General features: G+C 43.2%; 17 protein-coding genes and 1 tRNA gene. 8 read left to right on the top strand and 10 right to left on the bottom strand.

Features of this window, described 5'->3' with window-relative positions; genetic code table 11:
* The first annotated feature begins 91 nt into the window (after nucleotides 1-91).
* The gene (locus A3C46_04895; GenBank protein ID OGQ22795.1) at nucleotides 92-1,414 is read left to right on the top strand and encodes a hypothetical protein; all 1,323 of its coding nucleotides are present in this window, start codon (nucleotides 92-94) and stop codon (nucleotides 1,412-1,414) included.
* On the opposite strand, the gene A3C46_04890 is transcribed toward A3C46_04895, so the two are convergent.
* A complete protein-coding gene (locus A3C46_04890; protein ID OGQ22794.1) occupies nucleotides 1,411-2,727 on the bottom strand; it encodes a hypothetical protein in 1,317 nt (438 codons plus the stop codon). The two genes, A3C46_04895 and A3C46_04890, sit on opposite strands and share 4 nt — an antisense overlap.
* Before the next feature lie 408 nt (nucleotides 2,728-3,135).
* On the opposite strand from A3C46_04890, the gene A3C46_04885 reads away from it, so the two are divergent.
* Nucleotides 3,136-3,369 (top strand): hypothetical protein, encoded by a 234-nt coding sequence (locus A3C46_04885; protein ID OGQ22793.1) that lies wholly within the window; start codon nucleotides 3,136-3,138, stop codon nucleotides 3,367-3,369.
* Here the strand turns inward: A3C46_04885 and A3C46_04880 are convergent.
* The 7 genes from A3C46_04880 to A3C46_04850 form a co-directional block, all read right to left on the bottom strand.
* A complete protein-coding gene (locus A3C46_04880; GenBank protein OGQ22792.1) occupies nucleotides 3,362-4,069 on the bottom strand; it encodes a hypothetical protein in 708 nt (235 codons plus the stop codon). The two genes, A3C46_04885 and A3C46_04880, sit on opposite strands and share 8 nt — an antisense overlap.
* Nucleotides 4,066-5,094, bottom strand: a complete 1,029-nt coding sequence (locus tag A3C46_04875; GenBank protein ID OGQ22791.1) for a hypothetical protein — start codon at nucleotides 5,092-5,094, stop codon at nucleotides 4,066-4,068. The genes A3C46_04880 and A3C46_04875 overlap by 4 nt, the downstream gene beginning before the upstream one ends.
* A gap of 151 nt (nucleotides 5,095-5,245) precedes the next feature.
* Nucleotides 5,246-5,620, bottom strand: a complete 375-nt coding sequence (locus A3C46_04870; protein ID OGQ22790.1) for a hypothetical protein — start codon at nucleotides 5,618-5,620, stop codon at nucleotides 5,246-5,248.
* Nucleotides 5,621-5,649: 29 nt separating this feature from the next.
* Nucleotides 5,650-6,279, bottom strand: a complete 630-nt coding sequence (locus tag A3C46_04865) for a hypothetical protein (GenBank protein ID OGQ22789.1) — start codon at nucleotides 6,277-6,279, stop codon at nucleotides 5,650-5,652.
* On the bottom strand, nucleotides 6,276-6,875 hold the full coding sequence (locus tag A3C46_04860; GenBank protein OGQ22788.1) for a hypothetical protein: 600 nt from the start codon (nucleotides 6,873-6,875) through the stop codon (nucleotides 6,276-6,278). The genes A3C46_04865 and A3C46_04860 overlap by 4 nt, the downstream gene beginning before the upstream one ends.
* A 163-nt stretch (nucleotides 6,876-7,038) precedes the next feature.
* Nucleotides 7,039-8,064 carry a hypothetical protein gene (locus A3C46_04855; protein ID OGQ22787.1) on the bottom strand — a complete coding sequence of 342 codons (1,026 nt, stop codon included), beginning with the start codon at nucleotides 8,062-8,064 and terminating at the stop codon, nucleotides 7,039-7,041.
* Between the two features lie 171 nt (nucleotides 8,065-8,235).
* The gene (locus A3C46_04850) at nucleotides 8,236-8,844 is read right to left on the bottom strand and encodes a hypothetical protein (GenBank protein ID OGQ22786.1); all 609 of its coding nucleotides are present in this window, start codon (nucleotides 8,842-8,844) and stop codon (nucleotides 8,236-8,238) included.
* A gap of 43 nt (nucleotides 8,845-8,887) precedes the next feature.
* Between A3C46_04850 and A3C46_04845 the strand changes: the two genes are divergently transcribed.
* Both A3C46_04845 and A3C46_04840 read left to right on the top strand, forming a co-directional pair.
* Nucleotides 8,888-9,292 carry a hypothetical protein gene (locus tag A3C46_04845; GenBank protein OGQ22785.1) on the top strand — a complete coding sequence of 135 codons (405 nt, stop codon included), beginning with the start codon at nucleotides 8,888-8,890 and terminating at the stop codon, nucleotides 9,290-9,292.
* A 95-nt stretch (nucleotides 9,293-9,387) separates the two neighbouring features.
* A complete protein-coding gene (locus tag A3C46_04840; protein OGQ22784.1) occupies nucleotides 9,388-10,464 on the top strand; it encodes a hypothetical protein in 1,077 nt (358 codons plus the stop codon).
* Nucleotides 10,465-10,469: 5 nt separating this feature from the next.
* On the opposite strand, the gene A3C46_04835 is transcribed toward A3C46_04840, so the two are convergent.
* Nucleotides 10,470-10,916: a hypothetical protein gene (locus A3C46_04835; protein OGQ22783.1), complete on the bottom strand. Its 447-nt coding sequence runs from the start codon at nucleotides 10,914-10,916 to the stop codon at nucleotides 10,470-10,472.
* A 257-nt stretch (nucleotides 10,917-11,173) separates the two neighbouring features.
* Between A3C46_04835 and A3C46_04830 the strand changes: the two genes are divergently transcribed.
* Both A3C46_04830 and A3C46_04825 read left to right on the top strand, forming a co-directional pair.
* Complete coding sequence (locus A3C46_04830; protein ID OGQ22782.1) at nucleotides 11,174-11,575, top strand: hypothetical protein; 402 nt, start codon at nucleotides 11,174-11,176, stop codon at nucleotides 11,573-11,575.
* Between the two features lie 10 nt (nucleotides 11,576-11,585).
* Complete coding sequence (locus A3C46_04825) at nucleotides 11,586-11,897, top strand: hypothetical protein (GenBank protein OGQ22781.1); 312 nt, start codon at nucleotides 11,586-11,588, stop codon at nucleotides 11,895-11,897.
* A 246-nt stretch (nucleotides 11,898-12,143) separates the two neighbouring features.
* Here A3C46_04825 and A3C46_04820 read toward each other — a convergent pair.
* Nucleotides 12,144-12,219 (bottom strand) — tRNA-Phe (locus A3C46_04820).
* Nucleotides 12,220-12,541: 322 nt separating this feature from the next.
* Here A3C46_04820 and A3C46_04815 point away from each other — a divergent pair.
* Both A3C46_04815 and A3C46_04810 read left to right on the top strand, forming a co-directional pair.
* Complete coding sequence (locus tag A3C46_04815) at nucleotides 12,542-13,060, top strand: CarD family transcriptional regulator (GenBank protein ID OGQ22780.1); 519 nt, start codon at nucleotides 12,542-12,544, stop codon at nucleotides 13,058-13,060.
* A 144-nt stretch (nucleotides 13,061-13,204) separates the two neighbouring features.
* Nucleotides 13,205-13,684, top strand: coding sequence for a hypothetical protein (locus A3C46_04810; protein OGQ22779.1), 480 nt, complete (start codon nucleotides 13,205-13,207; stop codon nucleotides 13,682-13,684).
* The last annotated feature ends 15 nt before the right edge of the window (nucleotides 13,685-13,699 follow it).

Genomic DNA, 13,699 nt, shown 5'->3' with positions numbered 1-13,699 from the left:
CAAGATATATGTTAAAAACTGTCATATTTCGACAGTTTCTGACATGAATTAGGTTATTGACCAGAAAGTATCCGACACTTATTGGTCGTCGGTGTTCACCATCTACATCCATATCCCTTATTGCATTGTGAAGTGCGGATACTGTGATTTTCATTCGCTGCCGACGAAACGCGATGAGATTCCGCATCATGCCTATACCCAAGCGGTTATAAAGCAGTTGCACTCTTTGGTTCCGTTGTATTCGCTTCAAGGAAGAAAAGTAGACGCAGTCTTTTTTGGTGGTGGAACACCATCGCTCATGGATTCTTCATTTTTTGAAAATGTTTTGAATGAACTGCACAAAATATTTTCGTTTTCGGCTGATATTGAAATTACATCAGAGATGAATCCAATGGGTGGCGCGGTCCAGTCGGTCCGTGCTGACGAAACTTCGCAGCGGACCAGCGCCATCGATTGGTTAAAGTCTGTGCAAAAAGCGGGAGTGAATCGATTATCGATTGGTATTCAATCTTTCAATCCAAAATATCTCACCTTTCTCGATCGCGATCACACAGCTGATGATGTTCAGCATGTGCTTATCGATGCGAGAGAAGCCGGTTTTCAAAATCTCAGTTGCGATCTGATCTACTCCATTCCAGGACAAACAACGAAAGAAGTGGAAGATGATATCAGACGAGCGCTTTCGTTTGAGCCGGATCATATTTCTGCGTATCAATTGACATTCGAACCAGGAACGCTGCTGGAGAAAAGATATAGAGACTTGTCATCCCTGCGAAGGCAGGGATCTCATGACAGTCAAGAGATTCCCGCTTCCGCGGGAATGACAAAGATGTTTCCACCAAAACTTGATGATGAAACATCTCTTGAGCAATTTCGTCTCGTTCATCAACTTTTAGACAAAGCAGGATTGCATCGATATGAGATCTCGAATTTTGCGCGTCCAAGTTTTGAATCGCGACACAATCTGAATTATTGGCGCTATGGAGAATATCTTGGACTTGGAAGCGGTGCTGTATCGTTTCTTTCATCTCCATGCGCCGCTGTGCAGACCTTTGTCAGCACGGACCAACTGGACCGCGCGCACAAAGGTCAAGCAGACAGGCGCATCGCGGAGCGATTTACAACCACTCGTAACGTCCACCGTTATCTTGAAGGAGACTTTGAACCAAAAGATGTCGATGTCATTGATCACAAAACTGCAATGGCTGAGTTTTGTTTTTTGGGACTACGAACGCGAGAGGGAATTTCACTATCTGAGTTTGAGAAACGATTTGGTGTATCACTCGAATCTGTTTATCCGGGACTGACAAAAAAACTTGAACAACAAAAACTTCTTCTTCGACATGAGAATTCTTTTACGTTAACTTTTTTAGGCATTGAACTCTCGAACGAAGTCTTTCGACATTTTCTTTAGTTCGCAGGTCGCAAAAACATAAGTGAGATTTTTCCGTCTAATTCGTCCTTCAGGAGAGGAAAGTGACTCGCTCCTCCGAAAAGGATAACAATGCATTCACTGCTCTTTCCACAGGAAGCTTCGTCTTGAGCTAAACTTAGAACATTGGTGGCCCATCTTCTAGTTCTTTCCTGAGATGCTCTGTCTACCTCTTTTACGAGGGTGAGTAGGGGATCCCTCAGCACGAGTTTGCTCGCAAGTACGGGGTTCTGTTTAACTGCAGGGTCACGAAAGGTGGCGTCTTTAGCCTGGAGCAGAGTATTCATTTCAGGCATGTCGGGTGTGCGATGGTCTCCTTTCTCTGAAGGAACTTTGAAATTGAGAGGTATTTCCGATTCGCTATTTGCGATGAGCAGTTGATTGCCATAGTCGCAGAACAAAACAAGACTAGGTGAGATTGCGAGAATCATTGTCTTGAATTCGGGATGTGCAATAAAAAAATCTTTTAATTGTTCAACGGTGAGCGATTTAATCGTCGTTTGACTTATGTCACGAGCTTGCATGCGAGCTCTAATAGCAATCCGAATAGCTCGCCCTTCAGTTGTCTCGCCATTTGGAACTCTATTCGGATCCTTGTACCATGTATTTAAAATAATATATTGGATGATGTCCCAATCTTTGCGAGCCTCTCGGACATCATAACGAATGGGTCCTCTTGCTTCTTCAAAGAGTATAACTAACTGGCGCCGTTTTTCAGCAAAACGTGAAGCGAGATTATAAATGAGAGCGCCGTGTTTGGGGTTGCCATGTACATCCTCGATAGCAATCAGTTGTGGTTTATCTGGTTGATATGAGACGGCCGGAATAAGGACATTCAGAGACTTGAGCTCGTTCTGCTCTAGCCCGATTCGGCGAAGTGTCTTTGCTACGTGCTTATCGTCGAAGGGGACATTTCCCTCTAAAGTGTTCTCAAAAGCTGTTATGTGGATACATTGACATCGCTCTCGATATTGAAATGAGTAAAAAGGATAATATTTTTTTTGAAGAGCATCTAATCCGAATTTTTGCATAAAAGTTTTAACGTCATTTTCGGTAAAACCATTTCCTTCCTTACCATCGATGACATCCAGATCACGATAAAGTGCAGATGGAACTTCTCCCGTTTCTTGCACGGCTCGAGCGAATGTTTGTTCATAACGACCATTCGTGTCATAGTCGTTGAGCCCAAAGAGTTGAACAAAAGCGTGTGTGAGATTTGTCGGAGAAGGTTTAGGGCGTGTCCTCATTTGAGGCGTAACTATTTGAAACAAAAAGGAATCTCGATGATTTGTCATCCCCGCATGCTTTAAGCGGGGATCTCCTTCAAACACTGGAGATTCCCGCTTTCGCGGGAATGACATTCTACCAAATGAGGACACGCCCTAGTCATATTTTTATTTTTTTTAGTATGTCATCCTCGCGTAGGCGGGGATCCAGAAAAGCTTATAAATGGCTGGATTCCTGCTTTCGCAGGAATGACACCGTGCGAGCAAAAAACTCATTCGGTATAGTAATGACTACTTATGCATGATCGCCTCTCCTGTAAAAAAGTTGCCTCTTTTGACGATTACGTTCTTCAGTTCCAATCTGTCAAAGCTTCAAAAAGTACAACTTTTTCTTGATGAGAAGACAACTGTTGAGTTATCGTTAGCAGCATTGAACTCTCAAACGAAGTCTTTCGATATTTTCTTTAAGGAGGATATATGGATCACTCACCACGTTCACGTCTTGTTACACTGTTACTTTGCTGGTTTTTAGGAATTTTTGGAGCTCATCGCTTTTATGTCGGAAAAGTGGGAACAGCAGTGCTCATGTTTTTGACGGTTGGCGGTTTAGGTATTTGGTGGATTGTTGATTTGGTGTTAATCCTCATCGGTCTCTTTCACGATAAAGAGGGGAGACTTGTCTTTCGTTGGTTTGAAGCTGGTTCTACTTAATTTTTTTCTGAGCAAAATCTTTTTTGGCTTGTTCGTATCGTTCGAGGGTTCCAAGATCATTCCAATAACCGGTGTGAATACAGGAGGCGACTTTTCCGTTTGATCTGAGAAGAGGAATGTACCCGTCATTGATAAGGCATGAAGGTTGTCCTGCTGCTGGAAGGAGCTCGACGAGCTTCGGTCCAATCACTTGAAGACCGGTGTAGAAATAATCTCCTTTGCTTTGAAAACCTGTCACTGTTCCTTGTTCATTGAGAGTGACGGCTTGAAAGGGATCGTGCGGTTGAAGCGGGCGAATCACCATTGTCGCATCAGCTTTTTGTGTCATATGATGTGCGAGCAGTTTTTTAAGATCATAATTGATAAGTGTGTCTGCATTTAAACAAATAAACGGTTCGTGGTTAAAAAAGGGTGCAGCCCTTTTAATGCCACCGCCAGTTCCCAAAATTACTTTTTCATGGGAATAAGAAATCCGCAATCGATACCGATATCCATCGCCAACATACGTCTCAATGTGATCCCCAAGGTGATGTAAATTGATCATCACTTCTTTTACGCCTCCTTTTGCGAGATATTCGAGCGCAAAATCGATGAGTCGTTTTCCATCCAGCGGTATAAGTGGTTTTGGCACGTTGTTCGTGAGGGGCTGAAGACGTTTTCCAAACCCCGCTGCAAGAAGCATTGCGCGTTGAATGGTCATCGCCACTCCGGAAGGCATGCTGCCAGCAACTCATAAAGCGCTTTATACTCAGGAAGCTCTTGCAAAGCATTTTGAACATATTGAAGTGAAGTCGGAATAAAAGAGAGAAAATGAGGATTTTTTTTCACCTGATCGATATACACAAATCGTCCCGCATCCTTGAGTTTTCGCTGCACGGTCATCAGTTGATGGTGCTTGCGCACCGCGTCTTCTGGTTGTTTTGTTTTTTGTGCGTAATAAGCAATTAATTTTTTCAAAAGGTTTTTCGACAACGAAATATACGAATCGCGTGTAAGTGCGACCAGATCGTAAACTGCGGGCCCTAGAAGGGCATCTTGAAAATCGATGAGCACCAGTTCATTATTCCGAACCATTAAGTTTCGGCTTTGAAAATCACGATGGGTGAAGCACGTCGGAAACTGAAGAATTTCTTCCGTGATTTTTCGTGTCTCAGATTCAAAAAGCTCACGCTCTTCTTGGGTGAGATGAATACCACGAGCATCAAGACCATATTCTAAAAAATGATCAAATTCCCAATTCAGAAGTGTTGCATCAAAACTTCGAGTGAAGGCGATACAATCGTGATCACGTTCTTTTGTTTTTTGTTGAAAGAGAGAGAGAAGATCGATGGCTTTGAAGTACCACTCTTCTTGCGTCGACTCAGGAACATTCGTCACTTTATGGGCGAGAACCGTATTGCCTAAATCTTCGAGGAGCATCAAGGCGTCTTCTGCGTTGTACGCAAAAATTTGAGGAACAGGAAGCTTTCGCTCTTTCAAAAAGCGCTGAATATTAAGAAAAGGCAGCTGCGCTGGTGCCTGCTTTACATTTGTGATCTCTTCCGAAGCGTTTCCCTTTGGCATCTGCATTGCAATAAAAGTTTGTCCATTCGTCAGAAAGATACGCGTGTAAACGCGCGCTGATGCATCGCCAAAAAGTTTTTCGATTCGTTCGATGGGAACGCTCAGAGAAACTTTTTTCTGAAGAAGCGCTCTAACTTTTGAGGTCAGTTCCTGGTCGTTCATTTTAAAATCCTATTCGGCGAAAATGTCTCTCTTCAAAACCTTGTATGTCATTGCGAGGAGCGTTAGTGACGAAGCAATCTCTTGTAGATAGTATTTTTCAGGAGATCGCCACGCCCTTCGGGCTCGCGATGACACTCTTTGAAAACAGACGCTAGTTAATCGTAATATTCATATTTGCATTACTCGTATTTTCCCCAACGGTGACAAAAATGGAATTTGCGCCAACAGTGACTCCAGCAGGTACACGAAATGTAATCGATTCTATTTCTCCCTCTGCCGGTGGGCTTACCAATGAGTATGTTTCCGCTGAAGTGGCTGCATTACCAACAGAGATAATATTTTTTTGTGGAACCACAGAAAATCCGAGACCAAAAATAGTGACTTCATCTCCGGTGACAGCGCTTGACGGTGAAATACGAGTAATAACAGGTGTGATGTTGAGAGAGATATCGCTAGAAATTCCAGTATTGCCATCTGTCCCACACGTTACAAAAACGATGGCCATAAGAGAGAGAAAAAATTGCATGGAAAAAGCATCTAAGGGGAAAGAGAAGGTTATGCAATGAGATATTTCATCTTCTCCGGAAAGCGTTTTTGAAAGAATCTGCGGGCTTCTTCAGCAAGTTCAGCTTTCCGTAAAGGATGAAAGTAACGCTCTTGAAGGTAATGACAATAATGCGCGGCAAGATGATGTGCGGTTTGGTATCTGTTTTTTTCTTCTGTGGTTAAAGCGTCATCGTAGGTAAAGTTTTCAAAAAGTTGACGGAAAAGTGAATCGCACGATTGGTGTGATGTCAGTGCCAGATGATGAAGAGATAAAAATTTATCGACCTCTGCTTGAAGTTCGAGTTCTAAAAGCGTGCAACTCTGGTTTTTTGAAGCGCGATCAACGATGTAAAGAAAATGACTGATACCTTCTGTTGCACACGCAATGTCATCGAGCGATGCTCGATGATCTTCCAGATGTTGAAGGATTTCCGGAGCAATATAAAGACCAAGTTCAACTGCATTTTCTTCTTCACGCACGAATAATGTTTCTCGATGTGATAAACGGTGACCGATGTGGTGGAAGAGAGATGTGGCTGGAAACGAAAGTGAAGTTATAAGATAGGAGTCAATTTTTTCAGGCGCTTCCGCGACGTGATAGAAACGACGAAAGAGGGAATACATCTCATAAAAATTCATTGGATGTTCCTCTTTGCCAGGGGATCAATGACAATCCCTTGACGACGTAAGAGATTCGCGACGTTCTCGTCGCGCTTGAAAAGCCAACGTTCATAGAGACGAATGAGATTTTGATAATTTTCCGCATTATGCCACGGCGCAATTTCTGTGAGTACGTTGACGTAGCTGGAAAATTTTTCACCGAGCTCATGATAAATTTCACCAAAAGTTGTTTCATTTTCGAACATGGCAGCAAGGCTGCGATACGCGCTTCCACCCATGGAAATATAGTAACTGAGATTGACGACACTTTCCTTCACGTTGTCAGCAAAAAAACCAGCGGTGTAGAGTGAGATGTCTCCGATCTTTTTGAGGCATCGCGTTTTTGTTCCCAGATTTCCTTCCATCGCTTCCAGAAAAAGAATGGCCAGAGGTTTCTCCTGTTCTCCATCTTTTGCATGAAGTGTTTCCGCACGGCGGAATTCATGGAGGAGATTGACGAGATAGTATTCTGTCATTTCACTGGTTTCGACATTGGTAATGGCCAGTGCGTGCTGAATTTTTTCGCGGAAATATTCGGTGAGTTCTGCCCCCTCGACGAGTTCTTTTTTCTTCATGTTGGCCTCCGCTTCCCCGAAAGGGGAACCCTCCAAAGTTTCAGTGGAGGGTTACAAAAACATTAAATATGCAAGGAATACGCCAACTTTTCCGCCTCCGCCCAGAGCTTGTCGAAGGGCTTCGGCGTGACGAGCCTAAAGATACACGAAATCAGGCAGGATGTTAAATGTTTCCTCCCAGATGAGGAGCTGCCTTTTCGGCTTTTTCAAGGGGGACATCGGGTGTCGGTTTAAAGAGATTTTTCGAAATGCGTTTCAAAAAAAACATGCCCGATAAGATTTTGAGGACATAATTCGCGAAGACCCAGAGAATGGTAATCGTAAACATAAGTTCTGCAGGGGTTACTTTCCCTTCGGCAAAAATAGAACTGACCATGGAAGGAGCAAGGAGTTCTACCATCGCGGCATTGGTGGTCCCAAGTCCCCCCGGAGTAATCGGAATGGTACCGATGAAAAAGACTACAGGAAGTTTTGCAAGAATTTCGAGAAAGGGAATGTGCGTTTGAAACGTCTGCACGACAATATACATGGAGATAATAAGCGTGAAGTGAATAGGAATCCGCATGATTGCAATGGAGAGATAGTCAGATAATTTTGCTTGAGCGAAAATAGAAAAACTTGGATGCGTTCGAAATTTTTCAAGAAAGGGAAATCGAAATTTTTTTCTCCAAAAAAGAAGCCATAAAAAAAATCCAACATAAATACAAAGCGCCGCTATTTGAATGGTCGGTTGGAGATTGACCGTTCCGAGTTGAACCGTGCTCACAAAGCTTCCTGCAAATCCGAGTGTCGTCACCCACAGAAGATCGACCACGACAATAAGAAGAAACATGCTGAGGCAATGAAAGATCGGAATGCTGTAGCGTCGTTTCAGATAATAGGCAAAGGCAGCTTGGCTTGCGGGATAATTGAGAACCATAATGAGGTACGTGACCCCTCGAGCGCCAAGAATATCGAAGAAGGGGATCGGTTTCGCAAAACGAGCAATGACCCACCTTGTGACCGCGGTATCAGTCAAAAAAATGAAAAGAAAATAACCGAGGGCAAAGAGAGAAAAAGCGAGGGGTTGCACATATTGAGCGGCTTTCCAGACTTGGGCTATGGGATAAAGATGAAAAAGATAGCCAAAAATGGCAAGGGCGGCAAGCCAGGGAAGGATATGCTTTAAGACCGGGAGAAATTTCACCATAAAAAGGGAGCAACCTTTCTTTTCTGACAGCGATAAGAAAACCGAACCTAGGAGAGCATCTCTCCTCTGTCAATATCGCATCAAAGTTTGCGAGGGCAGGGGGGAAGGAGAAAGCCCTCGCACCAACATCCCCCATCTCCTTCCCCATATAAAATCCATCTGATGAAATCGTCAGATGGATTTTTTTATGTTTCGAAAACCGACACAAATAACATACGTTTCTGCTGAAGATTTACGCGTTGCAGGTGGAGTCACCGTTGAGATTTTTTCAAAATAAGGTTTGAGTTTCATTCGATATTCATTGAGTTCTTCACCAGTAAAAATTTTGGCGACAAAACTTCCGCCTGATTTCAATAATTGCAAACAGGTTTCAAAAGCAAGCAGTGCCAATTCGTACGAACGATAGGCATCAGCAAACGCAACGCCCGATGTTTTCGGAGCTATATCAGAAACAATCAGATCTGCTTTGGTGCCGAGTGTTTGTTGAAGAGAGCGCACGCTCTCATTGTCTTCGATGGATCCCTGAATAAACATTGAATTTTTCGGCAGTGAAATTGTCAGCGGTTGGAGGTCGATACCGATGACTTTTCCTTCTGGCCCTGTGAGGATCGAGAGTTCCTGAAGCCAGCCTCCAGGAGCACAGCCGAGATCGATGATGTGATCTCCACGTTGCACAAGACGAAAGCGTTCTTGAAGTTGCATTATTTTGTATGCAGCTCGCGATGCTTTCCCTTCTGCTTTTGCTTTTTTGTAGTAATGATCTTTACGATCGTATGCCATAATACACCTTGTTCTTTTGAGGAGTCTTTGTTTTATCCTGCGTATGGTCTCTAAATATAAAATCTGTGTCTGCAAAGGGAAAAGCTGCACTGCCAATTTTTCGCGCGATACGAAAGAAGCTTTTGAATGTCTCGTGCAAAAAAAAGGGCTCTCCAAAGATATTCTTGTCGCTGATGGCGGTTGTTATGGTCGATGCACGAAAGGTCCAAATGTTCTCGTGATCGGTCCGATTTCCGAAGAAGAATTTTCCACCTACAGAGAACAAAATCTCATGCCTGGTCCTGACGGACCAAAAACGCAGATGTATAATGAAGTGACGGCAAATGATTGTCGTGAGTTATTCGAGCAGCACTGTATTGCAAATAAATTGTTTGAACCTTTAGCCGAAAAGGAAACATGTGATTTCACGCAACCTTTTGGGAGAAAAGGCGAAAGTAGTCATGAATAAAGGATCTGGTGAAAAATGTCATTCCTGCGAAAGCAGGAATCCAGAAAAAAGGAGCGAAGCCATGACAAAAATTCAAGAAATAACGACGCCTCAATTTGCTGAAACCCTTTCCGACTCTCTCTCTCTCTCTCTCTCTCTCTCTCTCTCTCTCTCTCTCTCTCTCTCTCTCTCTCTCATCTGAACAAGCCTCTGCCATAGGTGATCTGTACGACATTGCTGATGGTAGTTTAGATAGTCTCATTCATGCTCAAGCAAGATCAATCACAACTGACGATATCCGAAAAACTCTCGGTGGGAGTCCACTTCTCTGGAATGATGTTTTTGTTGATGGAATTGCAAAGGTTGCTACAAAACAATTGCCAGAAGAGACTTCTGAAACTGAACTTGGCTCAATAGCCCTTGCAAGTGTTGCGGTGCTTCCCTGGACGCCAGAAATCGTTGGAGGAGGTATCAGTCTTCCAGCAGCGGGAACAGTCGCCACTGGTGCAGCGATAGGAACTGGACTTTTGGGAATAGCGGCTCCGGCAGCATTACCTCAATCGATGAATCCTTCATACAATGTCATTCAATGGGATGAAGGCAGAGTACAAGATCTCATCAGACAGCATCGACCGGATCTTTATTATGGCCAAGGTGGATCTGGAGCTGTCGCAATTGGTCCCATGCCCGGAACAGCATCCGATGATTTTGCAGGTCCGATGGGAAGAGTAGAAGGAATAGAGATGTCGAGACGGTACGAAGATACTCCTGTTCCTACACCTAAACTAGAAGGAGAAGCGAGTCCTCCACCAGAACCCGACAAATGGGATCAACTCAAAAAGAATGCACCACCAGAAAATAGGAGCCGTCAAGCTTACATCGATCGATGTATTGTCATTCGTGATGCACTGAATGTGGTAGCTCGACATCCCAATCATCAATCTGCAGCCGATCAAGTATTTATTGTCCAAGCTCGATCAACACTCGATTCTTTATATGGCCGTTTGCAACAAAAAGGAGGAATGGTTAAAGGTGGGATTGAAAATTTAGAGGGACTTGTTTCAGCTCGATTTCCTTCCTTTTTTGCAAGTCAAGCTTCTTCTCGTCCAGGTGAACACACTCTCCTTACTCAGGACGGTCTCCCCACCGCTTACAAGGTATTTGTCGGAGGAGGAAAAATTAGATTGAAATAGTGCGATTATAGGGCAGCAGCTGCAGCTTTGAGCGTAATAATCTCTTGATCGTGTCGTTCGACTTTTTCACCTTGACGATCAATTTTTTTTGACAGTGTCAGCTCAACTCTTTGAATTTCAGCAGTCAATTTTTTCTCTACTCTTTGAATATCAGCGCTGAGTTTGGTTTCTACCCTATTAAGGCTATTGTCTACTCTTTGTACATCAACGCGTAAATTTTGAATTTCACCTGTAAGGTTGTCATTTATTGTTTTTAGAACCTGTTGAGTAAACTTGATTTCAGGGGTGAGTCTTTGATCGAGATGATCAATTTTCGTATTGAGCTCTATGCGAAGAGAGATCTGTCCTTCAGCGATCGTTTGAATCTGGGATCGCATATCTTCGAGAATAATATTCTGATAGCGAATTTCTTCGGCAGACTTACCGTTTGGAGGAGATGGTTTTTGCTTCATGGGTTTCTCGATGGGCGCAGCAAATGGTGAGTAACCAAATTGTGATGTGAAGTGCAAGATGAAACAACCTTTTTCGTTTTGTGACGATAATGTCTTTGAAAGGCCCCTTTAACGGGGAGTTTCTTCCCCGTCTTAGAAAGGTGTCGAAAAGAGGGATCAAAATAAATTCAATGATTTCAATAAGATAAGAAGTATATTTCGATCTTTTTTTTGGCAAGTTATTTGCACTAGCTTTAAGTGAAGCAAAAGGAGGTTCTATGTGGAGTGCTGGAAAATTTGATCCGGTGAAAACCTCAAGAGATATTTTAGCCGGGAAACCTTTTGAAGATTTCGATCTTTCTCAAGATGGGGTTGGAAACATTTCAGAGACGAAAACGGGAGAGGTTGCTGTATCAGAACTTTCTCCAGATCAACGAGCACAATTTGCTGATAAAACGCGAACAGGGTTTCAGACCTCAGGCCTTTGGAATACTGCCAAAAAATGGACTGCCCAAGATCGCGCAATGAGTTTTGCTCACATCGTTACAACAATGTTGAAAGATGGAAGGGTTGCGGACGCGTTTTCACTCTTTATGGATGGGATGTTTGAACAAGTATATTGCGATGCTGCTGATCAAGGGCTTATTTTGCGAGATGATTCAAGTCAGAAGCTTGTATAAGGGGGTTCTTATGACAAAGAAAAAATGGACACGAGAAGATCTCATTAAAGTCGTTGAGTATTTTATCGAACATAAAGTTCCGATTATGAGTCATCCGAAATTTCGAGAACGACTCGACCGCAATCGAAATCTTTTTGCAAATCAAGTGACGCGCGAAGCGACGGGGAATGTGGCGTATCGCTCTGTCGATTTTGATTTAAATGAAATGACTGATGAAGAAATTTGGAGTCTCTTTGATCAATCAGAATATAACGAACTCATCGAAGACAATGCTGCTGCTGCCATGATGAAGATGGCGGAAAAATTAAATTTAGTGAAATAGAGAGCAACAAATCGAAAAGCGTGCCGATACTAAGGATGTGAGACACGCATCGAAAACAAAGATGCAGACATAAAAAGGCGGGGGAGCCGAAAGCTCCTCCGCCTTTTTGTTTCGGAAGCTTGAGAAAGGAGAGTTAGGGACTCACCTTCGCAAGATCTCCGAAAAATTGAAGAACGAAATAACGAAGAACGAACTTGGCGTCAGTTTTCGTTCACGTTCTTCGGGAAACTTGGCTGACGCCAAGTTTTGTGGGCAGGGAGGGAATTGAACCCCCGACACGAGGATTTTCAGTCCTCTGCTCTACCGACTGAGCTACCTGCCCTTTGATGCTGTCCTGCGCGGAAAGTGTTTCGTGCTTAGTGAACGAATTTGTTTGAGAAGGCAAGAGCTTGATGTCATTTTTTTAAAAACATCTTCATTTTCCGATGGAGAATGAAAAAAGATAAAGCGGCAGGTCAGAGAAATGAACATTGAGGTTTGATAGATAAAAACATTTTAAAAAACGATACGTTGCGTTGACGCTTGTGGGGGGCTGTGATATACGCTGGAACCACAGTGAAAGGAAAAGAGAGATGAAGTAGTTGAATTTTCAACCTTTTTAACGTGTTGTCCTCACACAAAAAGCCAGAAATTGGAGGGGTCAAATGAGTAAGGCACAAGAAGTAAGATCACTACTGAATCGAGAGTTTAAAGTTGGAGATATGGCGGTTTATCCGGCTCATGGGGTTGGTCGTGTTCATTCCATTGAGACGCGGGAAATTGCGGGAAATAAGCAAAAGTTTTATATTTTGAAAATTCTCGATACTGGCATGACAATTATGGTTCCTACCGGCAATGTTCGAAATGTCGGTTTGCGAGAAGTGATAAAGGGGAGTGAAGTCGGCATTGTGTATGAAATTTTACGAGAACGAGATATTTCCATTTGTGAACAGACGTGGAATCGTCGTTATCGTGAATACATGGATAAAATCAAAACCGGCTCGATTTATGAAATTGCGGAAGTGCTTCGGGATCTGATGCTTCTTCGGTTTGATAAAGAACTCTCCTTCGGCGAACGAAAAATGCTTGATACCGCCAGAACGCTGATTATGAAAGAACTCTCCATTTCTCAAGAGATCGAAGAGGAAGAAGTGGCTGGAGAGATAGATGACATTTTCAAGTAAGATCAATGCGGGAGAGTTTTTTCGTGACACACTAGGACCCCCATGCTAGCGAGTCGCGAAATGCAAGGCCAAGCTTGCTTGGTCGCGCAGCAAAGTCGAAGGCTTTGAGCAGTCCTTAGATTCGCACGAGCGAAAAAATACCATATGCAGTTGTCTCATTACATGACGCCTGAGTCTATTGTCGTTCCTCTTAAGGCCACGACAAAATTAGAAGTTCTCGAAGAGTTAGTAACAGAACTTTCCAAACGCACAGGCATTGCAAATCCCAAAAGCCTTCTTCATGCGATTGAAGAACGGGAAGCGTGTTCCTCAACCTTTTTACCGATGGGAGTTGCTGTTCCTCATGCTCGCGTTCCCGAAGTTTCAGATATTACGATGATTGCTGGAATTGCACCTGAAGGAATTATGGATGCAGGAGATCCGAGTTCTCTGACGGCTCATGTTTTTTGTCTTTTCTTTTCTTCGACAGAAGAGAAAGAGTTTGGAAAACATCTCAAGCTTTTGGCGCGAATCGCTGCTGTTTTTTCAGATCCCGATTTCGTTGCAAAGATTTCGCACATGACCAAACCAGATCAAATTTTTTCTGCAATTCAAAAGCGTGAACGTCAAATTGAGAAAGAATAACTTTCTGTCATGAAT

This window comes from Deltaproteobacteria bacterium RIFCSPHIGHO2_02_FULL_44_16 (genome assembly GCA_001798185.1).
Classification (GTDB): Bacteria; UBA10199; UBA10199; order 2-02-FULL-44-16; family 2-02-FULL-44-16; genus 2-02-FULL-44-16.
Note: the sequence above shows the minus strand (reverse complement) of the source record. Positions and strands in the feature narration are given on the sequence as shown.